This window comes from Bacillus paramycoides (assembly GCF_038971285.1).
Classification (GTDB): Bacteria; Bacillota; Bacilli; order Bacillales; family Bacillaceae_G; genus Bacillus_A.
This window is the reverse complement of the sequence record NZ_CP152427.1, coordinates 3,980,344-4,003,613: the sequence shown is the minus strand read 5'-3', so window position 1 is coordinate 4,003,613 and position 23,270 is coordinate 3,980,344. Positions and strand designations below refer to the sequence as shown.

At 35.9% G+C, this 23,270-nt stretch carries 28 protein-coding genes; 18 read left to right on the top strand and 10 right to left on the bottom strand.

From position 1 onward, the window contains the following. Positions 1-29: 29 nt before the first annotated feature. Entirely contained in the window at positions 30-1,619 is a 1,590-nt protein-coding gene (locus AAG068_RS20590) for a bifunctional metallophosphatase/5'-nucleotidase (RefSeq protein WP_342715652.1), read from the bottom strand. A 201-nt stretch (positions 1,620-1,820) separates the two neighbouring features. Between AAG068_RS20590 and AAG068_RS20585 the strand changes: the two genes are divergently transcribed. The 3 genes from AAG068_RS20585 (at position 1,821) to AAG068_RS20575 (ending at position 3,634) form a co-directional block, all read left to right on the top strand. Further along, entirely contained in the window at positions 1,821-2,084 is a 264-nt protein-coding gene (locus AAG068_RS20585) for a YqkE family protein (RefSeq protein ID WP_342715650.1), read from the top strand. A 68-nt stretch (positions 2,085-2,152) separates the two neighbouring features. Beyond that, complete coding sequence (locus tag AAG068_RS20580; RefSeq protein WP_342715649.1) at positions 2,153-2,677, top strand: GrpB family protein; 525 nt, start codon at positions 2,153-2,155, stop codon at positions 2,675-2,677. A 129-nt stretch (positions 2,678-2,806) separates the two neighbouring features. Beyond that, positions 2,807-3,634, top strand: coding sequence for an aldo/keto reductase (locus AAG068_RS20575; RefSeq protein WP_342719795.1), 828 nt, complete (start codon positions 2,807-2,809; stop codon positions 3,632-3,634). Positions 3,635-3,663: 29 nt separating this feature from the next. Here the strand turns inward: AAG068_RS20575 and lolS are convergent, their stop codons facing one another. Next, positions 3,664-4,578: an aldo/keto reductase gene (lolS, locus tag AAG068_RS20570; protein WP_342715648.1), complete on the bottom strand. Its 915-nt coding sequence runs from the start codon at positions 4,576-4,578 to the stop codon at positions 3,664-3,666. 59 nt (positions 4,579-4,637) lie between these two features. Beyond that, a complete protein-coding gene (gene mciZ, locus AAG068_RS20565) occupies positions 4,638-4,766 on the bottom strand; it encodes a Z-ring formation inhibitor MciZ (RefSeq protein WP_000870299.1) in 129 nt (42 codons plus the stop codon). Positions 4,767-4,840: 74 nt separating this feature from the next. On the opposite strand from mciZ, the gene AAG068_RS20560 reads away from it, so the two are divergent. Continuing rightward, a complete protein-coding gene (locus AAG068_RS20560; RefSeq protein WP_000067041.1) occupies positions 4,841-5,380 on the top strand; it encodes an NUDIX hydrolase in 540 nt (179 codons plus the stop codon). 24 nt (positions 5,381-5,404) lie between these two features. Here the strand turns inward: AAG068_RS20560 and AAG068_RS20555 are convergent, their stop codons facing one another. Next, complete coding sequence (locus tag AAG068_RS20555) at positions 5,405-5,956, bottom strand: GNAT family N-acetyltransferase (protein WP_306183709.1); 552 nt, start codon at positions 5,954-5,956, stop codon at positions 5,405-5,407. 155 nt (positions 5,957-6,111) lie between these two features. Between AAG068_RS20555 and spoIIM the strand changes: the two genes are divergently transcribed. From spoIIM to corA, 9 genes are all read left to right on the top strand, one after another. Next, positions 6,112-6,729 (top strand): stage II sporulation protein M, encoded by a 618-nt coding sequence (gene spoIIM, locus AAG068_RS20550; RefSeq protein WP_229200852.1) that lies wholly within the window; start codon positions 6,112-6,114, stop codon positions 6,727-6,729. 106 nt (positions 6,730-6,835) lie between these two features. Beyond that, positions 6,836-7,291, top strand: a complete 456-nt coding sequence (locus AAG068_RS20545; RefSeq protein ID WP_000392655.1) for a Fur family transcriptional regulator — start codon at positions 6,836-6,838, stop codon at positions 7,289-7,291. A 103-nt stretch (positions 7,292-7,394) separates the two neighbouring features. After that, positions 7,395-7,625: a YqzK family protein gene (locus AAG068_RS20540; protein WP_001250432.1), complete on the top strand. Its 231-nt coding sequence runs from the start codon at positions 7,395-7,397 to the stop codon at positions 7,623-7,625. A gap of 6 nt (positions 7,626-7,631) precedes the next feature. Next, a complete protein-coding gene (gene xerD, locus AAG068_RS20535) occupies positions 7,632-8,522 on the top strand; it encodes a site-specific tyrosine recombinase XerD (protein WP_000390084.1) in 891 nt (296 codons plus the stop codon). Positions 8,523-8,666: 144 nt separating this feature from the next. Then, on the top strand, positions 8,667-9,410 hold the full coding sequence (locus AAG068_RS20530; protein ID WP_002107764.1) for a FixH family protein: 744 nt from the start codon (positions 8,667-8,669) through the stop codon (positions 9,408-9,410). A 399-nt stretch (positions 9,411-9,809) separates the two neighbouring features. After that, entirely contained in the window at positions 9,810-10,994 is a 1,185-nt protein-coding gene (gene deoB / locus AAG068_RS20525) for a phosphopentomutase (RefSeq protein ID WP_342715647.1), read from the top strand. 12 nt (positions 10,995-11,006) lie between these two features. Next, a complete protein-coding gene (locus AAG068_RS20520) occupies positions 11,007-11,828 on the top strand; it encodes a purine-nucleoside phosphorylase (protein WP_001078446.1) in 822 nt (273 codons plus the stop codon). 7 nt (positions 11,829-11,835) lie between these two features. Further along, entirely contained in the window at positions 11,836-13,140 is a 1,305-nt protein-coding gene (locus AAG068_RS20515; RefSeq protein WP_342715646.1) for a pyrimidine-nucleoside phosphorylase, read from the top strand. A gap of 62 nt (positions 13,141-13,202) precedes the next feature. Next, positions 13,203-14,165 carry a magnesium/cobalt transporter CorA gene (corA, locus tag AAG068_RS20510; protein WP_048531869.1) on the top strand — a complete coding sequence of 321 codons (963 nt, stop codon included), beginning with the start codon at positions 13,203-13,205 and terminating at the stop codon, positions 14,163-14,165. Positions 14,166-14,197: 32 nt separating this feature from the next. Here the strand turns inward: corA and AAG068_RS20505 are convergent, their stop codons facing one another. Further along, positions 14,198-15,487 carry an NCS2 family permease gene (locus AAG068_RS20505; RefSeq protein ID WP_342715645.1) on the bottom strand — a complete coding sequence of 430 codons (1,290 nt, stop codon included), beginning with the start codon at positions 15,485-15,487 and terminating at the stop codon, positions 14,198-14,200. Positions 15,488-15,621: 134 nt separating this feature from the next. Next, positions 15,622-16,293, bottom strand: coding sequence for an SIMPL domain-containing protein (locus tag AAG068_RS20500; protein ID WP_342715644.1), 672 nt, complete (start codon positions 16,291-16,293; stop codon positions 15,622-15,624). A 158-nt stretch (positions 16,294-16,451) separates the two neighbouring features. On the opposite strand from AAG068_RS20500, the gene AAG068_RS20495 reads away from it, so the two are divergent. Continuing rightward, complete coding sequence (locus AAG068_RS20495; RefSeq protein ID WP_342715643.1) at positions 16,452-16,871, top strand: MarR family winged helix-turn-helix transcriptional regulator; 420 nt, start codon at positions 16,452-16,454, stop codon at positions 16,869-16,871. A gap of 102 nt (positions 16,872-16,973) precedes the next feature. Then, a complete protein-coding gene (locus AAG068_RS20490; protein WP_342715642.1) occupies positions 16,974-17,519 on the top strand; it encodes a hypothetical protein in 546 nt (181 codons plus the stop codon). 24 nt (positions 17,520-17,543) lie between these two features. On the opposite strand, the gene AAG068_RS20485 is transcribed toward AAG068_RS20490, so the two are convergent. The 4 genes from AAG068_RS20485 to AAG068_RS20470 are packed head-to-tail and all read right to left on the bottom strand — an operon-like array spanning position 17,544 to position 20,941. Further along, positions 17,544-18,608, bottom strand: a complete 1,065-nt coding sequence (locus tag AAG068_RS20485; protein WP_342715641.1) for an ABC transporter permease subunit — start codon at positions 18,606-18,608, stop codon at positions 17,544-17,546. A 12-nt stretch (positions 18,609-18,620) separates the two neighbouring features. Then, complete coding sequence (locus AAG068_RS20480) at positions 18,621-19,685, bottom strand: ABC transporter permease subunit (RefSeq protein ID WP_342715640.1); 1,065 nt, start codon at positions 19,683-19,685, stop codon at positions 18,621-18,623. Next, a complete protein-coding gene (locus AAG068_RS20475; protein WP_342715639.1) occupies positions 19,675-20,556 on the bottom strand; it encodes an ABC transporter ATP-binding protein in 882 nt (293 codons plus the stop codon). Before AAG068_RS20475 ends, AAG068_RS20480 begins: the two co-directional genes overlap by 11 nt. Continuing rightward, positions 20,522-20,941 (bottom strand): GntR family transcriptional regulator, encoded by a 420-nt coding sequence (locus tag AAG068_RS20470; RefSeq protein WP_342715638.1) that lies wholly within the window; start codon positions 20,939-20,941, stop codon positions 20,522-20,524. Before AAG068_RS20470 ends, AAG068_RS20475 begins: the two co-directional genes overlap by 35 nt. Positions 20,942-21,107: 166 nt before the next feature. On the opposite strand from AAG068_RS20470, the gene dacF reads away from it, so the two are divergent. The 3 genes from dacF (at position 21,108) to spoIIAB (ending at position 23,260) form a co-directional block, all read left to right on the top strand. Next, positions 21,108-22,298, top strand: a complete 1,191-nt coding sequence (gene dacF, locus AAG068_RS20465) for a serine-type D-Ala-D-Ala carboxypeptidase DacF (protein ID WP_342715637.1) — start codon at positions 21,108-21,110, stop codon at positions 22,296-22,298. A 170-nt stretch (positions 22,299-22,468) separates the two neighbouring features. After that, positions 22,469-22,819, top strand: a complete 351-nt coding sequence (gene spoIIAA, locus AAG068_RS20460) for an anti-sigma F factor antagonist (protein WP_048530890.1) — start codon at positions 22,469-22,471, stop codon at positions 22,817-22,819. Beyond that, positions 22,820-23,260 (top strand): anti-sigma F factor, encoded by a 441-nt coding sequence (spoIIAB, locus tag AAG068_RS20455; protein ID WP_001243399.1) that lies wholly within the window; start codon positions 22,820-22,822, stop codon positions 23,258-23,260. The last annotated feature ends 10 nt before the right edge of the window (positions 23,261-23,270 follow it).

Below are 23,270 nucleotides of genomic sequence, written 5' to 3'. Positions count from 1 at the left end.
AAAATTTGGATCGCATATTAAGGAAATACTTAATTTAGCTTTTGAATTCTTCCATCAATAACTGGCTGAATGGGCTCTTTTAATTGTTTTACGTAATCGACTAGCGCTTCAAAGTCGTTTGGACCAGTTTCTGCATTTTTACCATTTTTAAATGATACAAATCCGTCACCGCCAGAAGCTAAGAAAGCATTTGCAACTACGCTATACGTTTTAGATGGAGATAATTCTTCTCCGTTTGTCAAACGTATATTTGTAACTTTTTCACCATTTGGTTTATTGGCATCCCACGTATATTGAATACCTGAAATTTGAAGCATGCGCGTCGTACCTTTTTGCCATTGCTGATTTAAAATGTCGCGAATATCTTGGCCTGTTAAATCTACTTTAATTAATTGGTTTCCAAAAGGTTGAATGCCGTATAATTCGCCCCATGTAATATCGCCAGCATCTAAGTCATTACGAATACCACCAGGATTCATAAGTGCAATTTGCACTTGCATCGTTTGACGTTGTGCATCCGCAATTACATTCCCAAGAGTAGATTCACCAGCATCATTTTGTTTACGGTCAATAGCTGCTGTAGATTTTCCTACTACTTCATTTACAAGTGGTGCGATTTTTTCTTTATATTGATTTATTTTTTGTTTTACTTGTTTATCAGGTTCTACACCTTCATGATATGTTGTAATCACTTCAGCTTTTTTCTTTACAATATCTTTTGTTTTACGATCAATTGTTACATCTACGTCTGAAAATGCTGTTCCGTAAGAGTTCGCTTGGACGATTAGTTTATTATTTACAGTACCATTTACATACGTGTGACTATGCCCACCGAAAATAACGTCAACTTCTGGATCTGTTTCGTTTGCAATTCGAGTAAGGTCTCCATTTGTCACGCCAGACTCATCAGTTGTTCCGCCAACATGGGCAAGGACGACGATGGATTTAACACCGAGACGCTTTAATTGTTGCGCTGATTTATTAATTGCTTCTACTTCGTCAGTGATCTGTACATTTTTAAGCATAGTAGGCATCACGACATTTGGTGTATCAGTTGTAACTACGCCAATGAATCCTACAGGAACACCATCTACCATTTTTACAGTAAATGGTGGTAAAAATAAGCGACCAGTTGATTTGTTATAGAAGTTTGCAGCGACATAAGGGAAATTTGCGCCTTTGAAATTACCTGTTTTCTCATGATATCCACCGTAAATGAGACGTTTCATTTCATCGATACCTTCATCAAATTCGTGGTTTCCGATTGTACCAACATCAAATTTTAAGTCATTTAAAAATTCAATCGTTGGTTCGTCTTGTAACAATGCTGAAACTGGTGGACTAGCTCCGACAATATCGCCAGCATGTACGAGAAGTGTATTCGGGTTTTGCTTTTTACGTTCTTTTAAATAAGTAGCTAAGTAATCAGCGCCACCAGCTTCTTTGTTATTAATTTTTTTAACAGTATCTAGTTGTCCATGGAAATCATTAATACCAAGCATTTGTACGTCTATGTAGCGGTTTTGTTCAGCTGGAGTCTGGGATGGGGGAGCGGCAAATACGGTTGAAAAGGTAATGGTGCTTAAAACGGCAACAGCAGGAATGATTTTTTTCCACATAATCTAATTCTCCTTTTTTTATAATCTGACATCATACGACATAATTTTAATAGATTCATAGGATTATATCTATATAAAAATTTAGTTTTTTCGAAAAATTAACATATTTACAAAAGGTGAATAATAGAGTAAAGAACCTTTTTTATTGGCGCGTTCATTGTGTATCTACTATAATGGAGAAAAAAGTAAAAGGTGAGTAGTATGAAGAAAAAGAAACAAAGACAAATGCAAAGACAAGCGCAAGTGAATCAACCAAAGAAAGAGTCGCTTACATTAGGTGATCAATTAAATGATTCACTCATGCAGCAATTAAAGAATAAGAAGAAAGAGTTGCAAGTGAGAGAAGAGGAAAAAGTGGCAGCTGAACAGGAAAGAAAGCGCCAAGAACAAAAAGAACGTGAAAAGAATAAATCATTTGAAGAACTGTTAAGTGAAAGTAGCCTTACTTGGAAAGACTTTAAATAATACAAAAAATGATCAGTGAATACCGCTGATCATTTTTTTGACGAGCTTGTAAGAAAAGGGGAGATTACATGAGGGAAATTGTAGTCGTTCCGCATGACAATCATTGGAACGAAAAGTTTCAAATGGAGGCTGAAAGATTAAAAGCGGCGATGCCAGAAAAGGTGAAGGTCCATCATATTGGAAGTACGTCGGTGCCAGGATTGGCAGCGAAACCAATTATAGATATGATTATGGAAGTAGAGAGTATCGATAGAGTAGATAGGTGGAATGAACGTTTTGAAGAGCTTGGCTATATCGTAAAAGGGGAGAATGGTATTTCAAGACGTCGTTATTTTATTCATGGAACGGAGGAAAAACGCTCGTATCACTTACACGTGTTTGAAAAAGGAAATCCTGAAATAGTAAGGCATTTAGCATTTCGTGATTACATGATGGCTCATTGTGAAGAAGCTGAGGCATATGCAACTTTAAAGAGAGAATTAGCTGAAAAATATACATATGATGGCACCTTATATTCGGAAGGGAAAACTGAGTTTGTACGTAATGTTGATGAAAAAGCGAAGAAATGGAGAGAAAATAACGTGAATGAATGAGTTCACGCTATTATTGAAGGTGTATAAATTTATTATGTAAACTGTACATATGTTTTGACTTTTTGGTTGAATCTTGTTCAAATAAAGTGGTGGCTTATAAAAAAACGTAATAATGAAAGGGAGACGACTGTGCACATTCCAACAACTACACTTCATAATGGCGTAAAAATGCCGATGATTGGTCTAGGCGTTTATAAAGCGAAAGAAGGCGACGAAGTAAAACAAGCAGTAAAAACAGCGTTAGAAGTTGGATACCGTTCGATTGATACAGCGACTGTATATGAAAATGAAAGCGGTGTCGGAGAAGCGGTTCGTGAATCAGGGATTCCGAGAGAAGACATATTTATTACAACAAAAGTTTGGAACGACGATCAAGGGTACGAGGAAACACTTGAGGCGTTTGAAAAAAGCTTAAAGAAATTACAGATGGACTATGTAGATTTATATTTAATACATTGGCCAATAAGAGGAAAGTATGTTGATACGTACCGAGCGTTAGAAAAACTGTATGAAGAAGGTAAAGTGCGAGCGATTGGTGTTTCTAATTTTCATAAACATCATTTAGAGCTGTTATTGCCAAATTGTAAGGTGAAGCCGATGGTAAACCAAGTGGAACTTCATCCGATGTTAGCTCAATTTGAATTGCGTGATTTCTGCCAAGGTGAGCAAATTCAAATGGAAGCATGGAGCCCATTAATGAGAGGCGGGGAAGTATTCGAGCACCCGATTATTCAGGCCATTGCGACCAAATATAATAAAACACCTGCGCAAGTTATATTAAGATGGGATATTCAAAGCGGGGTAGTGACGATTCCTAAATCTGTTACACCATCTCGCATTAAGGAGAATTTTACTATCTTTGATTTTTCACTAACAGAAGAAGAGATGACTCAAATTAATACGTTAAATCGTAATTTACATGTAGGAACGAATCCTGATAAATATGATACGCTATAAAAAGACGCTACCATACTGGTAGCGTCTTTTTAACGATGTAAAGCGTAGGTATCACATTTAGCAATTTGTTGAAGTTGTATATATTCTGCTGTTGTTAACTCTATTTGTTTACTAAACTGTACATTTTCTTGTAATTGTTGAATAGAGCTTGCACCAGGTATAACAGCTGCAACACTTTCGTTATGTAAGCAATATTGAATAGCCGTTCCAGTTAAGGAGTTTTCTCCAATTATTTCTTTTACATTTGCAAGCGTCGCATATAATTCATCGTAAGAATAAGAAAGGTAATCTTTTTCTTTTACTCTTTCTATCTTTCTTGCATTATTGTCAGTTAAAATTCCTTTTGCAAGTGGCCCACGAGCAATGACGCTAATTTGATGTTCATTTAGAAGTGGGAACCATTCTTCAGGGCGACGGTTTAAAAGGCTATATTCCATTAGTACACTAACGATATTTGAACGTTTTGCATACTCACGGATGACATTTGGACGTATTGAAGAAATACCATATTGGCGAATGATACCTTCTTTTTTTAATTCTTCAAAGGCTTCAATTGTTTCATCTATAGGATCTTCAATCGTCCCGCCATGAAGTTGATATAAATCAATATAATCAGTTTGAAGTCTACGTAAACTTTCTTTCACTTCAGCCTTTATGTAATTTTTAGAAGGATCCCAAGACCAGCCGTTTTTTTCTTCTGTCCATCGATTTCCAACCTTCGTTGTAAGAATAATTTGGTCTCGTTTTCCTTTTAAGGCTTTTCCAACAAATTCTTCGTTTAATCCATAATCATATAAATTCGCTGTATCAAAAAAATTGATTCCTAAATCGATTGCTTCATCGATAATACGCATAGCTTCTGTTTCAGATGTACCGAGAGACATACAGCCAAGTCCCATTTCTGTCACAAATAAATCTGAGTTTCCTAATTGACGTTTTTTCATAAGTCAACCTCCTTATCCTTATTCTTATTGTACGCAAGGGAAAAGAGGTTGACAAACGTTTACTTTTTAGTTGCTGTAATCCACTCTTGTACAGTTGTATACTCTTTGCCATATTGTTTTAGCTTATGGCGAATTTGCCACGCTTTTCCGACTAAAGTGACGCGATTTGGTAAAATATAAACTTTCATTTCTATCACGCTCCTTTCAATGTGGTAAAATGTATGAGGAAAGAATAGGAAATAGAACAGGGAGATGAAGTAGTATGAGTAATCTTGCAGAGAGAACAGTAAAAACTGAACCGATTTTTGATGGTAGAGTTATAAAAGTTCGTGTTGATGATGTAGTATTACCAAATGGAGCAATGAGTAAACGTGAAATTGTAAATCACCCTGGTGCAGTTGCTATTATTGCTATTACTGATGAGGGGAAAATTGTGCTTGTTGAGCAGTATCGTAAAGCGCTTGAAAAGGCGATTATAGAAATTCCGGCGGGCAAGTTAGAACCTGGTGAAAAACCTGAGGTGACAGCAGTTCGTGAATTAGAAGAGGAAACAGGTTATGTATGTGAAAATATGGAGCTTATTACTTCTTTCTATACATCTCCAGGATTTGCAGATGAAATTTTATACGTATATAAAGCGACAGGTTTGACGAAGAAAGAAAATAAAGCTGAGTTAGATGAAGATGAGTTTGTGGAATTGATGGAAGTATCGTTAGAAGAGGCGATTACTCTTATGAAAGATCTTCGTATTCATGATGCGAAGACGATGTTTGCAGTACAATATTTACAACTACAAAAATAAACACTCGCCAAAGGCGAGTGTTTTTTAATTGATTTTTGCGTATACGCGTGCATCACGTAAGCTACCATCTGGTGCTATGAAATCATTTTCCATTGTACCTTCTAGAATAAATTCTAAACGTTCCGCTAGGTTGCATGCATTTGTATTTGTTGCATCAATACGAATTTCAACTCTTCTAGCACTTAGCTTATCAAAGGCAAATTGAATGGCACCTTTAATAGCTTCAGTCATATAGCCTTGTTTTGTATAAGCACTATGCAGCCAGAAGTGAAGTGAAAACTTTGGAATATCCCAGTTTTCAGGCTTGAGCGTTATAGCTCCGATGAATGTACCTGATACTTTATCGTATAAGTGAAAATCAAGTGTTTCACGAAGTAAAAACTGTCCGTGAGCGTTACGAACGATTTCTTCAGCACTTTCTTCTGTTTCAGCTTTAATTGGCATCCACGGTACTAAGTCTTCTAGAGAAGCTTGGATTGCTTCGTACACTTCTGCACCATCACCTGGAAATGGCTTACGAACTTGTAAGCGTTCAGTTTGAAATAATGTTGGAAAATCTAATAATAATGGTTTCAAGAGAAATCCCTCCTATTCTCTACTTTTTAGTTTAGCAAAGTAGAGCGGAATTTCAATGTTAATTCGTCATACTTTTTTCTTTCTTTCATACATTTTTAGTAAGAGTGTGAACGGAGGGAAGAAAAATGTGGCGAAAAACTTGGCAAGACCGTGTAATGTCTCACATACAGGAAAACTCTTCATTATATATATTTAACGCTGTTTTATTATTGATGGGAGTAATATTTGGAGCGATTCTCGTAAATAGTTTACAATTAAATCAAAAACAAGATTTATCATTTTATTTACAACGTTTTTTTGGACAAGTTTCTAAAGGAGAATTTGCTATTGCAAGCGAAATGTTTCGAGAAAGTTACTTTTCACAATTAAAATACATTGGATTTATTTGGATTTTAGGGATTTCAATTATTGGATTGCCACTTATTTTTATTTTATTGTTTGTAAAAGGAGTAGTTGTCGGATTTACAGTAGGTTTTTTAGTAAGTCAGCATGGATGGAATGGATTATTATTAGCATTCGTTTCTGTATTGCCGCAAAATCTCATTATCATTCCAGTATTTCTTGTTATGACAACAATTGCTGCAAGCTTTTCCTTACGAATGATTAGGCATCAATTTATACGGAAAATAACCGAGCCGCTATTACCATTATTAATTCGTTATACATGCTTCTTTCTTATCATTGGAGCGGTGCTAGCTCTTGCTTCTAGTGTAGAAGCTTATGCATCACCAGTTTTAATGAAAGAAGTCGTTGAGGCTATTAATAAACAATAAATACTTTATGAGAATAATTATCAATTTGTTTTTATTGTTTTTCTTTTGACAGAAGCCCTTCTTCTGATATAATGGTGTAAGAGTGGCGAGGAGGGAGTAGTACCGAATGGAAGAAAGAATTGAACGAATTAAGAAGCAATTACATGCAGCGAGCTACAAATTAACACCGCAACGTGAAGCAACAGTTCGTGTGCTGCTAGAAAATGAAGAAGATCATTTAAGCGCAGAAGATGTTTACCTCCTTGTAAAAGAAAAGTCGCCAGAGATCGGATTAGCAACCGTCTATCGAACTTTAGAACTATTATCTGAGTTAAAAGTTGTCGATAAGATTAACTTCGGAGACGGTGTTTCACGCTATGACTTACGCCAAGAAGGTGCGCAGCGTTTCCACCATCATTTGATTTGTACACAATGTGGTGCTGTACAAGAAATACAAGAAGATTTACTTGGTGAAGTGGAAAGGAAAGTAGAACATGACTGGAGCTTTAAGGTGAAGGATCATCGTTTAACATTCCATGGGATTTGTAAAAATTGTCAAGAAAATGAAACGGATGAAAAATAACCTTTTCCTATTTAACTAGGAAGAGGTTTTTTATTTGAATAAGGTATAAATTGGTGAAAGCTTGGCATATGTTGTAATAACTTATATTTTGGAGGAATTTACAATGCGCCGAGCTTTAAAATTAACTTTTGATGGGATAAAAGTATTTTTATTATTTACAAGTTGTACGATTTTGTTTTATTTCGCTATACTATGGATAAATGAAGAATATGAAAGCTATCATCGTTATGAAAAGCCAAAAGAAGAGACTGTAGAAAAAGTATCAGGGAATGAAGAGCCGGCAAAGGATGCTTTCGTAAATAGAATGATGTTTTTCTATGAAAATGGGGAGTAGTGTAGATTGGAAGATCAATTAAAAGATTTTATTCATTATATGGTTGTCGAAAAAGGGCTAGCGAAAAACACAGTAGTATCTTATGAACGTGATTTAAAAAGTTATGTAAAGTATTTGCAAAATGTAGAACAAGCGAAAAGCTTTCATGAAGTGACACGCTTGCACATTGTTAACTTTCTGCAGCACTTAAAAGAAAACGGAAAATCTTCGAAAACATTAGCACGTCATATTGCATCGATCCGTTCGTTCCACCAATTCTTACTTCGTGAACGAGCGGTAGAGCACGATCCATCCGTACATATTGAGACGCCACAAGGAGAACGGAAATTACCGAAAGTATTATCAGTCGATGAAGTAGAGGCGTTACTTCAGACACCAAAAATGACGAGTGCTTTTGGGGTTCGTGATAAAGCGATGCTAGAGTTACTGTATGCAACAGGGCTTCGTGTTTCGGAATTAATTGCCTTAAATTTAGAAGATGTACATTTAACGATGGGGTTCGTTCGTTGCATAGGGAAAGGGAATAAAGAAAGAATTATTCCACTAGGAAGTTTAGCGACGGAAGCGATTCAAAAGTATATTGAAAAGGGAAGAAGAGAATTGATGGGTAAAAAAGTAGTAGATGCACTCTTTTTAAACCATCATGGGAATCGATTATCAAGACAAGGTTTTTGGAAAATTTTAAAACGATTAGCGAAAGAAGCAAATATTGAAAAAGAGCTTACACCTCATACATTGCGCCATTCTTTTGCTACGCATTTATTAGAAAATGGAGCAGACTTGCGCGCTGTGCAAGAAATGCTTGGACATGCAGATATTTCAACGACACAAATTTATACGCATGTTTCAAAAACTAGATTAAAAGATGTATATAAACAGTTTCATCCGAGAGCATAGTTACTATGCTCTTTTTTTCATAGATTCAAAAGGCTATAGTATTTCACAGAAACTTCACAAACATTTCGTACATTGTTTTCAGCAGAAGACTAGAATATTACAATGTTTTTCCTCTATACTAAATAAGGTATGAAGGAGGAAATGATGATGAAAAAACTTATTATGACTTTATTTATCGCGATGCTAGCATTGGCTGGCTGTAATACAAACAAAGAAGAACCGAAAAAAGAACAGAAACTAGAAGCTGTAAAAGTAGCAGTTCAAACAAATCCGAAGGAAATTAAACCTGGTGAAAAAACAGAAGTACAAGCACTTGTTACACAAGGAAAAGAAAAGGTAACAGATGCTGATGATGTAAAGTTTGAAATTTGGAAAGCTGGCGACGAAAAGCACGAAATGTTAGATGGTAAGCATAAAGGAAAAGGTGTTTATGCGGTAGAGAAAACGTTTGAGACGGATGGAGTATACCACATTATCGCTCACACAAATGCACGTGAAATGCATGTTATGCCAGAAGTAAAAGTGGCTGTAGGGAATGCGAAAGTAGAAGATGCGAAAAAAGAAAATAGTGATCACGGTGCAGGACATGGCGATCATAAAAGCGATACAATGATCCACCTTATGGCTGGTGACATAAAAGCAAATGCTGAATCAACAATGAAAGTTCACTTAAAACAAAAAGAAGAAGCATTAACTGGTGCTGAAGTCCAACTTGAAATTTGGAAAGATGGTGTTGAAAAACACGAATTTATTCCAGCGAAAGAAGGAAATAAAGGAGAGTATGAAACGAAACATACTTTCAAAGAAAACGGTTCTTACAAAGTGAAAGTTCATGTTAAAAAAGGCGAACTACATGAACATAAAGAAGAAACAGTAGAAGTAAAATAAAAAGTAGCTCATTAGAGCTGCTTTTTATTTTTATCTCGTTCTTTGCGGAGAGATTAAAATTTCACTTTATATGAAGAAATAAATCATAAAATCATTAGCACTTCTTTGCATAATGGATTACAATAGAAGTGTGAAGAAAATGAGAAATTCTACGAAAATGTATTAAAAAGAAAGCGTAAACATGTTATGATATCAGTATCAGATGTCTGACATCTGACTTAGAAAAACTAGAAATGTTTTTGAGTCGTTTTAAAGTAAACGAAATAGGTTAGAGAATCATTTAAAGAAGTACTGTTTGACAATGAGAACGAAAGATAATTCTTATGGAGAACAGTTTCACTTTATAGCGTTTTGAACATACTACAAGAAGTAGAACTGAACTTATAGGAGGTCGCAGTTATGAATAAATATAAACGTATATTCCTAGTCGTAATGGACTCTGTTGGAATCGGTGAAGCACCAGATGCTGAACAATTTGGTGATTTAGGATCTGACACAATTGGTCACATTGCTGAACATATGAATGGGTTACAAATGCCTAACATGGTGAAATTAGGTCTTGGTAACATTCGTGAAATGAAAGGCATCTCTAAAGTAGAAAAACCACTTGGATATTATACAAAAATGCAAGAGAAATCTACTGGTAAAGACACAATGACAGGTCACTGGGAAATCATGGGTCTTTACATTGATACACCATTCCAAGTGTTCCCAGAAGGATTCCCAAAAGAATTACTTGATGAATTAGAAGAAAAAACAGGCCGTAAAATCATCGGTAATAAACCAGCTTCTGGAACTGAGATTCTTGATGAACTTGGTCAAGAACAAATGGAAACAGGTTCTTTAATCGTTTACACTTCTGCTGATAGCGTTCTGCAAATCGCAGCACACGAAGAAGTAGTGCCGCTTGATGAGTTATATAAAATTTGTAAAATTGCACGTGAATTAACGTTAGACGAGAAGTACATGGTAGGTCGCGTTATCGCTCGTCCATTCGTTGGTAAGCCTGGAAACTTTACTCGTACACCGAACCGTCATGACTATGCATTAAAACCATTCGGCCGTACAGTAATGAATGAATTAAAAGATAGTGATTATGATGTGATTGCTATCGGTAAAATCTCTGACATCTATGATGGTGAAGGAGTAACTGAATCACTTCGTACGAAGTCTAATATGGATGGAATGGATAAGCTTGTAGATACATTAAATATGGACTTTACAGGTCTTAGCTTCTTAAACTTAGTTGACTTTGATGCATTATTCGGTCACCGCCGTGATCCACAAGGATACGGAGAAGCATTGCAAGAATATGATGCACGTCTTCCAGAAGTATTCGAAAAACTAAAAGAAGATGATCTATTATTAATTACAGCAGACCACGGGAATGACCCAGTTCACCACGGAACTGACCATACACGTGAATATGTACCGTTATTAGCATATAGCCCAAGCATGAAAGAAGGTGGACAAGAGTTACCACTTCGTCAAACATTTGCTGATATTGGTGCAACTGTAGCAGAAAACTTCGGTGTGAAAATGCCAGAATACGGAACAAGCTTCTTAAACGAACTAAAGAAATAGGGGGATAAACCAATGAATCGTGAACTTATTACAAAATCAGCTTCATACTTAAAAGAGAAATTTCAAGAGACACCACAAGTAGGACTAATCCTTGGATCTGGGCTAGGTGTATTAGCAGACGAAATCGAGAACGCAGTAACAGTACCTTACAGTGAAATTCCTGAATTCCCAGTATCAACTGTAGAAGGTCATGCAGGCCAACTAGTATTCGGTACACTTCAAGGTGTAACAGTAGTAGCAATGCAAGGACGTTTCCACTTCTATGAAGGATACGATATGCAAAAAGTAACATTCCCAGTTCGTGTTATGAAAGAACTAGGTGTAGAAACGGTTGTTGTAACAAATGCAGCTGGTGGTGTAAATACATCATTCGAACCAGGCGATCTTATGTTAATTTCAGATCACATTAACTTCATGGGTACAAATCCATTAATCGGACCAAATGATTCTGAAATGGGTGTACGTTTCCCTGATATGTCTACATCATATACAGTAGAGCTTCGCGAAATGGCGAAACAAGTTGCAGCAGACTTAAATATTAAAGTACAAGAAGGTGTATACGTTGGAATGACAGGTCCTGTATATGAAACACCTGCTGAAATTCGTATGCTTCGTACACTTGGCGGAGATGCAGTTGGTATGTCAACGGTACCTGAAGTAATTGTAGCGCGTCATGCTGGTATGAAAGTACTTGGTATTTCTTGTATTTCAAATATGGCAGCTGGTATTTTAGATCAGCCACTTCACCATGATGAAGTAATTGAAACGACAGAACGTGTTAAAGCTAACTTCTTAGCATTAGTAAAAGCAATCGTAAAACAAATGAAGGGGTGACCTCACAATGAGAATGGTGGACCTAATTGCAAAAAAACGTGACGGACATGCATTAACGACAGAAGAAATTAACTTTATTGTTGAAGGATATACGAATGGTGAAATTCCTGATTATCAAGTAAGTTCACTTGCAATGGCAATTTTCTTCCAAGATATGAACGATCAAGAACGTGCTGATTTAACGATGGCAATGGTAAATAGCGGTGATACAATTGACTTATCAGCTATTGAAGGAGTAAAAGTAGATAAGCACTCAACAGGTGGCGTTGGTGATACAACAACACTTGTATTAGGTCCATTAGTAGCCGCTTTAGGTGTACCGGTTGCAAAAATGTCTGGACGTGGTCTAGGACATACTGGTGGTACAATCGATAAATTAGAAGCAGTTCCAGGATTCCATGTTGAAATCGAAAATGATGAATTTATGCGCCTTGTGAATGAAAACAAAATCGCAGTTATTGGTCAAAGTGGAAACTTAACACCTGCGGATAAAAAATTGTATGCACTTCGTGATGTAACAGCAACAGTAAACTCAATTCCGCTTATTGCAAGCTCAATTATGAGTAAAAAAATTGCTGCTGGTGCAGATGCAATTGTTCTTGATGTAAAAACTGGAGCAGGTGCATTTATGAAAACAGATGAAGATGCAAAACGTTTAGCAGAAGCGATGGTGCGCATTGGTAATAACGTTGGTCGTAATACGATGGCTGTTATTTCTGATATGAGTCAACCACTTGGTGAGGCTATTGGTAACGCACTTGAAGTACAAGAAGCAATTGATACATTACAAGGTAAAGGACCAAAAGATTTAGAAGAGTTATGTTTAACGCTTGGAAGTCAAATGGTATACCTTGCTGGACAAGCTTCATCTTTAGAAGATGCACGTGAGAAATTAATTGAAGTAATGAACAACGGTAAAGCGCTAGAATCATTTAAGACATTCTTATCAGCGCAAGGCGGCGATGCATCTGTTGTTGATGATCCTTCTAAATTACCACAAGCACAGTTTAAAATTGAAGTAGAAGCGAAGGAAGACGGCTATGTATCAGAAATCGTTGCAGATGAAATCGGAACGGCAGCAATGCTTTTAGGAGCAGGACGTGCGACGAAGGAATCTGAAATTGATTTAGCAGTTGGCTTAATGCTTCGCAAAAAAGTAGGGGACAGCGTGAAAAAAGGTGAATCCCTTGTTACCATTTACGCAAACCGTGAGAATGTGGAAGATGTAAAAGCAAAAATTTATGAGAACATGAAGATCTCTAAAGAGCATGTAGATGCACCAATATTAGTGCACGGCATCGTTACTGAATAATAAAGAAAGGCCAGGGAGTATTTCTCCTTGGCTTTTTTTGCTATTTTTTGTTTATAATAATAATGGGTGAAATTATGATTAGAATTTGTGCAATAACAAAAGCAGATGAAGTATTATATGATGTTTCGTTAGAGGAAACAAAGAAAGACCATATTGTATGGTATTGGCTAGATCTATATAAGCCAACGAAAGAAGAGTATACATACATTTTGCAAGATCATTTTAAGTTCCATCCCCTTGCAATTGAAGACTGTATAGAATATGTACAGAGGCCAAAAGTTGATTTTTATGATGGATATAACTTTTTAGTTCTTCATGCATTTGGTGAGGATGGATTAGAGCCACACGAGATCGATTTATTTATAAGTGATCGTTATATTGTTTCTTTCCACTTTTCTCATAACAATGCAATCGAAAGAGTATGGAAAACACTTGGAGAAAAGAAGCGCATTAAAAATAGTCCTTTGCATGTAGCACATACTATTATCGACCAAATTGTAGATGACTATTTTGCACCTGTATATTACATTGAGGATCATTTAAATGCAATTGATGATAATTTAACGGGTGAGACAGCAGGAAGTGTACTAGAAGAAGTATTTGATATACGTGCAGATTTATCGAAGCTAAGGCGTACAATTATTCCGATGCGTGATTTATTGTATCGTATTTTAAATTCGACTCGTTTTTACGGTATAAGTGATCATGAAATTTACTTTAAAGATATACATGATCATTTGCTTAAACTGACAGAAATGATTGAAGCAAGCCGGGAGTTAACGGCAGATATTCGAGATAGCTATTTTTCATTAAACTCGCATCATATGAATAACATTATGAAAACATTAACTGTATTCTCGACTATTTTCATGCCATTAACATTTATTGCGGGCGTATACGGAATGAACTTTACGCATATGCCCGAGCTTGGTGGACAATATAGTTATTTTATTTGTCTACTTATCATGGCGCTAATTGGCGGTGGCATGATGGCTTGGTTTTATAAAAAAGGATGGTTTAAGTAAAAAAACCGAGGAAAATTCCTCGGTTTTTTTACTTAACCAATAGCATGTAATACGAACATGGCTAAGAATAAGCATGTAATGATATACATAGACGGTGCGACTTCTTTACGCTTTCCAAGAGCAACTTTTAAGATAGGATAAGCGATAAATCCGAACGCAATGCCATCAGCGATACTATATGTGAGCGGGATCATGACGATAATTAAGAACGCTGGAAATCCTTCTGAAAAATCGTTCAGAGGAATTTGTTGAATGCTTGTAATCATCAGGCCGCCAATAATAATTAAGATTGGTGCAATGGCACTATCAGGAATTAGTTTGACAAACGGAAGTGCAAACAGTGACGCGAAGAATAACAAACCTGTAACGATAGACGTCAGACCTGTCTTTCCGCCTGCAGTAATACCTGCGGCACTCTCTACTGTTGATACGGTAGGGCTTGTGCCAAATAGACCACATGTCATTGCTGAAATTGCATTGGCTTGGTAAGCACGTGGGAATTTACGGTCATCTTCTAATAAACCGTGCAGAAGTCCCATGTTCTCAAAAATAAGCACCATGCTTAAGGAGAATGTTGCAATCCAAAATGGTAAGGAAGACAGTTTGCCAAATGACATAGCTCCAAACACATCGCCGTAATTAGCGAATGAGAATGAACTATTGCCGATTTGACTTGTATCAACAAGACCAAATAGCCATGCAATACCAGTTCCTATTGCAATCGTCCATAAAAAGTTTCCACGTACGTTACGAATAAATAATACAAGTGCAACGATAAGAGTAAGTAGTGTCGCAAGAACGACAGGGTTACTTAATTTACCCATTGCAACAGCCGTATTTGGATTCGAAACGACTAAACCACCTTTTTGCAATCCGATAAATGCTAAAAATAATCCGATGCCGACAGTAATAGCTTCCTTTAATGACTTTGGAATCGATACTGAAAGCACGCGAGCGATTGGTGTAAACGCAGCAATTGCAAAAATAATACCAGAGATGAAGACAGCTGCTAATGCTTCCTGCCAAGATAATCCGAGCGTATGCACAGCAGTGTACGTGAAGAATGCATTTACACCCATACCAGGGACAAGAATAGCAGGTGCATTTGCCCAAAATGCCATGAGCAGACATCCGACAAATGAACTGAAAACAGTTGCTAAAATTCCAGCTTCAAGAGGAATGCCAGCATCGGATAAAATGGATGCATTTACAATCATAATATATACGATCGTGAAAAATGACGTAACTCCAGCTAAAACTTCTTGTTTTGGTGATGTTTCGTGTAAACCTAATTTAAATGTTCTTTCAAGTATTCCTTTCATGTTAAACCTTCTTTTTCATATCCCTCTCCCACCCGTGATATCTCTTTCGTAAGAGCTCACCGTCCTTTATTATATCAGAACATCATGTTTTTACAACAAGGAAAATGATAACGTTTACTTATAAATAAGATTATTTATAAATACGTAAAAATTGCTCGTATTGTTGAAATGATTTCTAATTCTCCCGATTGAATGGGAGGAGCTGCTTGTGCATGTAAAGTAGCAAAGGACGCAACTTCTCTTGGTAATTGAGCAGATTCTTCAACGAATGAGAGTGGAACAGGATTAATGTTTAAATTGTATGTACTCGCAATAGCACGAGCTTTTTCTACCGCTTGTTGCAGAGCTTGAATGAGAGCTTGCTCGTAATATTTATTTGGATGAGATATTCGAAAACGTAAACCTTTTGCTACGTTTGCTCCATTTGAAACGGCTATATCATATACTTCCCCTGCTTTTTGTACATTTAAAACGGTAATTTCATACAAATGTTCCACACGGTATCCTTGTAGTAATGCTTTATCATTTACGTATTCGTACTGAGGCGTAATCGTATATGAAATGGTTTCTATATTTTTTTCGGCAATCCCTAGCTGTTTCAGTGCATCTAATAATTGTTTAGAATGCACCGCATTCTCCTCTTGTGCCTGTTTTACATTTTTATGATCTGTACGAATACCTATTGTTAATATAACAACATTTGGTTTTGCTTTTACAACACCTTCACCTTGCACCGTAATGGTAGCTTCTTTACCAGTATTAGCTGGGCGTACGTTGTGTAAATAAGGATTCATTCCACCCTGCATTTTCCATCACCATCCTTTTTATATGTATATGTGTGAACAAAAAAGAAATTTATATGAAAAAGTTACATAAATGGGAATGTTAGAGAAAGAAAGCATATACAACGAGGGTATTTATAGATTATAATATGTGTAAATATGATAAAAAAGGGACGAGGCTAGTGAACGAAAAAAGAGAAACACTGATTTTAGAGTTATCCGGATCATTTCGAAAGATGATACGTTTATTACAAAATGATATTAATACACGTTTTGCAGAACACATGCCATACAATGAATTTTCTGTATTACGCGCGTTATTTTTAAAAAGTCCACAGATGGCTTCGCAAATTGCGAGTGAAGTAAACGTAACCTCCAGTCATATTACAGCTGTTACTGATCGTCTCGTAAGAAAAGGCTTTGTAGAAAGAAAGCGTTCGAATTCAGACCGTCGTATCGTGTACTTAGAAATTACAGAACACGGAAGAGAAGTAACTGAAAAACTTGAAGCTGTGCGTAAAGAATATTATAAAGATAGATTTAAAGGTTGGAGCGACCAAGAAATCGAAATGGTGTTAGAGCTATTTGGCCGCGTATTATAATAAATGAGGATAGGAAGCGAAAGCTTTCCTATCCTTTTTCTTTTGAATAAAAACACTTTGAAACTCCAATACTTTAATTAAAAAGAATCGGAGTGGAAAATTATGAAACGTGTTTCTATGCTTTTCATTATGATGGGAAGTTTTTTCTACTTTAATCAATTCGCGGATGCTGCAACGCCTCTTCAAGTCGTTCAAAAAGAATTACAACATATTTCAAATAAGCAACCTGTTTTATATTCAAAATTATGGATTCGTTCAATGCAGACTGCTATTTTATTTCATCATAGTGATAACATTCGGCACGAAGATACGATCAGTAATGTAACGAAGTCTTCTCTTGTAAAAGTAAAACAGCTTCCACTTCAGAAAGCATCACAATACATCCCAAGATTATCACAATATATTTCTAAGTTTGAAGCTAAGAATGTACAAGTGTATTATGTGGCAGCTCGTTATGAAGTGAAAAAAGAAAATCCATATCAGTTAAATGGAATGAATTATTTTATGCAAGTGTTTATTCAACAAGGGGGAGAATGGAGAATTGCTGAAAGCATAGTTGCTCCGACAGATCAAATTGTCGCAAATGGTGACGGGTTTGGAATGAAGCAAGAAAAAGAGTATGGGAAAAGAAGAGAGAATGTGAAATAACCTCCTCATGAAGAGGAGGTTATTTTATTTAAAATTCCAAGAGACTTTCCATTTTAATATTTTAGGTAAGAGGAAATACGTAATTGAACTAGTCACTAAAAATCCGATGTAAAAGCTGGACAATGATTGTGCGCGGCTTAGCATTAAACCTCCAAAGATCCCACCAAAGAAAATCGCACAAGCTAAAACTACTTTTTGTAGTTTCGGATATAATAAGTAGTTACCATTTCGCTCATTGACTGAACGGGTATATAAATATATACCGAGTGGTAATAAAATAATGATATGTGCAATAGGTGCAATCAATGATTGTGCCGGCGGAATCTTTGTAAAGTTTGGTTCGTTATGACGTACTCCATTTTGATCCGTATAAGCGCTTTGTGGATCATAATTAAAGTTAATAGTAAAATCTTCTGCTGGACTAGAAATACGTATGTTTTCCATAACATCATGTATACGGCCATTGTTCTCATGAAAGTCGGCATTCGAGTGAACAGCAATGACTCCTGAGATAAGTGATGGAAGTAAAGCTGGTAAGATTAATATAACTGCAGTGAGAAATCCTTGCGATATAATATTCCCTGCAATGGTTCCTATACATAAGGCAAGTGTATAAATTGCGATTAATACAATTAACATGTATATAAAGTAACTATGAAAGGGAGAAAATACTTGATATTTATTATGAAAAGTTACCTTTTTCATAATAGCAAATAGCCCCCAGTTTAAAATGACAACAGCGGCAATATTACAGATTCCAAACAACCACTTTGTTATATAGAGGTGTGAACGTTTAAAGGGCATAGACCATAACAAGTCGCTAGCGTTATTTTGTCTTTCCCATCCAATTAACGTACAAGCTAGAACGATTAGTACGCTACCTAACAGCATGACAGGATCTAGAAGTGTTAAATCAAAGTGATAATGATATACATAGTTCCATTTTTTATTATCATTTAGAAATTGTTGCTCTTGAATAGAAGTCATATAGTAGTAATATGACAAAGTATAGAAGCTGACGAGCCAAAATAACCATACAACATATTTACTTTGTTGATATGTTCTTAGCCATAGTGCTTTTTGAAACATAGGATCTCTCCTTTAAAAAACTTTATAATTTGTTAGGCGTGATAATACAATATAAGTAATGATTCCAGTTAGAAACAAACCGATATAGTAGATAGGTAAGAAGTTAAAATGGTTTATTTTATAGCCGCCTAGTAATGCAAAGTAAATGGTTGTCCCCCATATCCATATTCGTAAATGCTTTTGGAAAATAAATATCTTCTGACCGTTTTCATTTGGCGATCGTGTATATAAATATGTCCCAAGTAGTAAATAAAATATCGTATAGAAAATAGGGACTAACATTGACTTGGTTGAATAATACATATGAGATGCTGGATTTCTTAAAGCAGTTGAATCGTTGTCCTGCTTTCGGTATTCTAGATCGTAGTTATAATTAATAGAAAATCTATAAATTGGTGCAACTATATTTGTTTTTTGATTAATTTCATAAAGTTGTCGATATAAGTTTTCATTTTTAATATTTGCAGCGTATAAATGGTTTGTTGTAAAAGTGTATAGTAATGTAATAAATGTAACCCCTGCTAGTAACCACGGAATACAAAAAACAACCTGCGAAACAACACTTCCAGTAAAAGTACCGATGCATAGTGCAGCTGTATATACTGCAACATAAGAAACAATCGCATAAAGAAAGTATCGATGAAACGGACTAAATGATTGATAATCAAAATGAATAGTTGTTCTATAAATAACATACATAAGGATCCAATTTATAAGTAACGAGCTTACAATACAAAAGGAACCGAAAGCCCATTTAGATAAGAAAACATTTTTTCTTTTAAACGGCATTGTCATAAGTAGTGTATTAGATTGGTTGCTACGCTCCCATCCTATCAATAAGCAGGCTAAAGCAATGATAAGAACAGTTAACCAAAAACTATTACCGTCTCCTGAAGAAAAGGTATAAAAATAATAATACTGTTTCCCTTTTTCTTGTAATTCATAATACGCATCAAGTTGTTGCTGAGCACTTTTATAGTAACCAAAAGATAACAAGTAAAGCGAACTAAAGAAGAATAGCAACACAGCATATTTCCCGCGCTTCCAATTCCACATCCACAACGCCTTATGAAACATACCCATCCTCCTCCAGTGTCGTAACGAAGACATCTTCAAGTGACATTGTTAATTCTTCAATAAGTATAGGTTGTTCTTTATAAAACTTCTCGAGTGTTGTAGCCACATTTCCCTCAATTAAGATTGTATATACTTTTCCTGTTTGATTTAATATTTTAATATTGCTCAAGTTTTCTAGTTTTTGAGGTAATGAACGTTCGTAAGCAACTTGTATTTTAGCAAATCGTGATTTTGCATCGTCTAGTGATGTAATAGACGAGATAGTATGGTCTTTTAATATAATAATTGTATCTGCAATTTGTTCCACTTCATCTAAATGGTGAGTTGAGATGAAAATGGTAATCTCTTTTTCTGCAACTTCTCCAACGAGAAACTGTAAAATCTGCCTTTTCACGATAGGATCAAGTCCATTTGTCGGTTCATCTAAAATGATATATTCTGCCTTTGTAGAAACGGCTAAAATGATGGCAAGCAGTGCTTTCATTCCTTTTGAATAACTACGAATTCGTTTGTTTGGTAAGTTAAAACGTTCTAACAGTTCATGGAAGTATGCTTCATCAAATGCGGTATAAACTTCTTTATAAAACTTTACAATTTCTTTTACCGTATAGCCGTTCAGTATGTTAGTAGAATCCGGAACATATACGATTTTTTGCTTTATTTCAGGACACTGGTGAATGTTTGTATCTTCATATGTAACTGTCCCTGCATCAGGGTCTAAAATGCCGACCATCGTTCGTAATAAAGTTGTTTTCCCCGCACCGTTTCTTCCGAGTAATCCGATGATACTTCCTCTATGTAATGTGAAAGAAACATCGTCTAAAATTGTTTGATTATCAATTGTCTTCTTCAAGCTTGTCACTTTCAGCATCCGCATTTCCTCCAATCTCTTTGTAATATGAATTTATCCAATCATGAATTTTATCTTTCGTAACACCAAGATAAGAGGCTTCTAATAGTAATTGATGAAATTGCTTTTCAACCATAGCGATTTTCCTTTCGTCTAATGTTGGGGTAATCGATTGGGATACAAATGTTCCTTTTCCTCGTAATGTTTCAATAATCCCTTGTCGCTCTAACTCTTGATACGCTTTACTCACTGTATTTGGATTTATAACGAGTAAAGAAGCGAGTTCGCGTACAGAAGGTAGTTTGTCACTTGGAGCTAACATGTTTTTCAATACGAGTTCTTTTATATTTTGAACAATTTGTTCCCATATCGGAGTGTTGCTTCTTGGATCAAGTTGAATATGCAAGAGCAATGTCTCCTTTCTGACTTGTATTAAGTGTACTACTGTGTGTAATACACTTAATACAATATAGTTGATGAATGTATTTGTCAACTGAAAATATTAGAAAAATATGGTATTAAAAGATAATAAATTGGAAAAAATAGGTTTGATATAGAATGGAGGGTTAGTCATGAAGCGAGTTTTTGGAATACTTGTTTGTTTCATGTTATTGCTTTCTGGTACTTCAGTTAGTTTCGCACAATCTGAAAAGACGAAGCAGGAGAAAACAGAAGAAACAACGCCGAAGTTAGCGGAACAAGCGTCATCAGCAATTGTAATTGAACAAGATACAGGTAAAGTTTTGTTTGATAAAAATCCAAATGAGAAGTTACCACCTGCTAGTATGACGAAGATTATGACAATGCTATTAATTATGGAGCAAGTTGAAAAAGGAAAACTAAAACTGACCGATAAAGTGAGAGCAAGTGAGCATGCAGCTTCAATGGGTGGATCACAAATCTTTTTAGAGCCTGGGGAAGAGATGACTGTAAATGAAATGCTAAAAGGTATTGCAATTGCATCTGGAAATGATGCGTCTGTTGCAGTAGCGGAGCATATCGCTGGTTCAGAAGAAAGTTTTGTAAATATGATGAACAAAAAAGCCATAGATTTAGGACTGAAAAACACTCATTTTCAAAATCCAACAGGTCTTCCGGCTAAAGACCATTATTCCACAGCAAATGATATGGCTATAATGGCGAAAGAATTAATGAAGTACCCACTTATCCGCAAATACACAGGTAAATACGAAGACTATTTACGTGAAGATACGGATAAGAAGTTTTGGCTTGTGAATACGAATAAATTAGTACGTTTTTATCCTGGAGTAGATGGTGTGAAAACGGGCTTTACGACAGAAGCAAAATATTGTTTAACAGCATCGGCTGAAAAGAATGGGATGCGTGTTATTTCAGTTGTTATGGGAGCACCTACATCGAAAGAACGGAACAATCAAGTAACGAAGCTTCTTGACTACGCATTTGGTCAATATATGACAAAGAAGTTGTATACACGGGGTGAAAAAATTAAGACTGTCCAAGTAGGAAAAGGGAAAAAAGAAAAAGTAGATTTAGTTGCGTCTGACAATGTGTCTCTTCTTATGAAGAAGGGCGAAAATATGGACAAAGTGAAGCAAGAAGTAATTGCTGAAAAGAAAGTGAAAGCGCCGATTAAAAAGGGCGATGCACTTGGTACACTTGTTATTAAAAAAGATAAAGACGTTTTATTAAAACAAACCATTGTAGCGAAAGAAGATGTTGCTGCAGCGAGCTGGTGGGAGTTATTTAAAAGAAGTTTTGGGATGTTTTCAACATCAAAATAGCGGCAAACATTTTGCCGCTTTTCTATTCGTATGTAAGTAAATAATTGCTGAATAGTTTCACTTTATGGCGAAATAGTTCTTCTTTTGTCAGTAGGAAGGATTCTTGTGTTGTATCACGAAAATCTTTATGTATGTAAATGAGTAAAGTTTGAGCATAAGGAGGAAATCGTGTGAGTCTTTCCATGCAATTAGAAGTAAAACGTGACGTCCTATGTGTGAGACTAGCGGGTGAATTAGATCATCATACTGCTGAAGAGTTGCGAACGAAAGTAACAGATATGATTGAGACACGTGGTGTTCATCATATTGTTTTGAGCCTAGAGAACTTATCCTTTATGGATAGTTCTGGTTTAGGTGTTATATTAGGCCGATATAAGCATGTAAAGGGATTAGGTGGAGAAATGGTTGTTTGTGCAATTTCACCGCCTGTTAAACGTTTATTTGAAATGTCGGGCTTATTTAAAATTGTTCGTTTAGAAGAAAGTGAAGCGCATGCGCTCGCGACGTTGGGGGTGGCATAAATGAGAAATGAAATGAACCTTCAATTTTCAGCATTAAGTCAAAATGAATCGTTCGCTCGCGTTACAGTAGCTGCTTTCATTGCGCAATTAGACCCAACGATGGAAGAACTTACGGAGATTAAAACAGTTGTGTCAGAAGCAGTTACAAATGCAATTATTCATGGGTACGAAGGAAATGCAGAAGGTGTTGTTTATATTTCTGTAATTTTGGAAGAAGCAATGGTGAAACTCACGATTCGAGATGAAGGGATTGGCATCTTTGATTTAGATGAAGCAAGGCAACCCCTTTTTACAACTAAACCTGAATTAGAGCGTTCCGGAATGGGATTTACTATCATGGAAAATTTTATGGATGAAGTAGAAGTTATTTCAAACGAATCTTTCGGGACAACAATCCATTTGACAAAATACTTATCAAATAGTAACGCTCTATGCAATTAAGGAGAATAGC

Coding starts and splice junctions, on each gene's coding strand:
- AAG068_RS20590 (WP_342715652.1), bottom strand. CDS start 1,619: ATGTGGAAAAAAATCATTCCTGCTGTTGCCGTTTTAAGCACCATTACC.
- AAG068_RS20585 (WP_342715650.1), top strand. CDS start 1,821: ATGAAGAAAAAGAAACAAAGACAAATGCAAAGACAAGCGCAAGTGAAT.
- AAG068_RS20580 (WP_342715649.1), top strand. CDS start 2,153: ATGAGGGAAATTGTAGTCGTTCCGCATGACAATCATTGGAACGAAAAG.
- lolS (WP_342715648.1), bottom strand. CDS start 4,578: ATGAAAAAACGTCAATTAGGAAACTCAGATTTATTTGTGACAGAAATG.
- mciZ (WP_000870299.1), bottom strand. CDS start 4,766: ATGAAAGTTTATATTTTACCAAATCGCGTCACTTTAGTCGGAAAAGCG.
- AAG068_RS20560 (WP_000067041.1), top strand. CDS start 4,841: ATGAGTAATCTTGCAGAGAGAACAGTAAAAACTGAACCGATTTTTGAT.
- spoIIM (WP_229200852.1), top strand. CDS start 6,112: ATGTCTCACATACAGGAAAACTCTTCATTATATATATTTAACGCTGTT.
- AAG068_RS20545 (WP_000392655.1), top strand. CDS start 6,836: ATGGAAGAAAGAATTGAACGAATTAAGAAGCAATTACATGCAGCGAGC.
- AAG068_RS20540 (WP_001250432.1), top strand. CDS start 7,395: ATGCGCCGAGCTTTAAAATTAACTTTTGATGGGATAAAAGTATTTTTA.
- AAG068_RS20530 (WP_002107764.1), top strand. CDS start 8,667: ATGATGAAAAAACTTATTATGACTTTATTTATCGCGATGCTAGCATTG.
- deoB (WP_342715647.1), top strand. CDS start 9,810: ATGAATAAATATAAACGTATATTCCTAGTCGTAATGGACTCTGTTGGA.
- AAG068_RS20520 (WP_001078446.1), top strand. CDS start 11,007: ATGAATCGTGAACTTATTACAAAATCAGCTTCATACTTAAAAGAGAAA.
- AAG068_RS20515 (WP_342715646.1), top strand. CDS start 11,836: ATGAGAATGGTGGACCTAATTGCAAAAAAACGTGACGGACATGCATTA.
- corA (WP_048531869.1), top strand. CDS start 13,203: ATGGGTGAAATTATGATTAGAATTTGTGCAATAACAAAAGCAGATGAA.
- AAG068_RS20505 (WP_342715645.1), bottom strand. CDS start 15,487: ATGAAAGGAATACTTGAAAGAACATTTAAATTAGGTTTACACGAAACA.
- AAG068_RS20500 (WP_342715644.1), bottom strand. CDS start 16,293: ATGCAGGGTGGAATGAATCCTTATTTACACAACGTACGCCCAGCTAAT.
- AAG068_RS20490 (WP_342715642.1), top strand. CDS start 16,974: ATGAAACGTGTTTCTATGCTTTTCATTATGATGGGAAGTTTTTTCTAC.
- AAG068_RS20485 (WP_342715641.1), bottom strand. CDS start 18,608: ATGTTTCAAAAAGCACTATGGCTAAGAACATATCAACAAAGTAAATAT.
- AAG068_RS20480 (WP_342715640.1), bottom strand. CDS start 19,685: ATGTTTCATAAGGCGTTGTGGATGTGGAATTGGAAGCGCGGGAAATAT.
- AAG068_RS20475 (WP_342715639.1), bottom strand. CDS start 20,556: ATGCTGAAAGTGACAAGCTTGAAGAAGACAATTGATAATCAAACAATT.
- dacF (WP_342715637.1), top strand. CDS start 21,108: ATGAAGCGAGTTTTTGGAATACTTGTTTGTTTCATGTTATTGCTTTCT.
- spoIIAB (WP_001243399.1), top strand. CDS start 22,820: ATGAGAAATGAAATGAACCTTCAATTTTCAGCATTAAGTCAAAATGAA.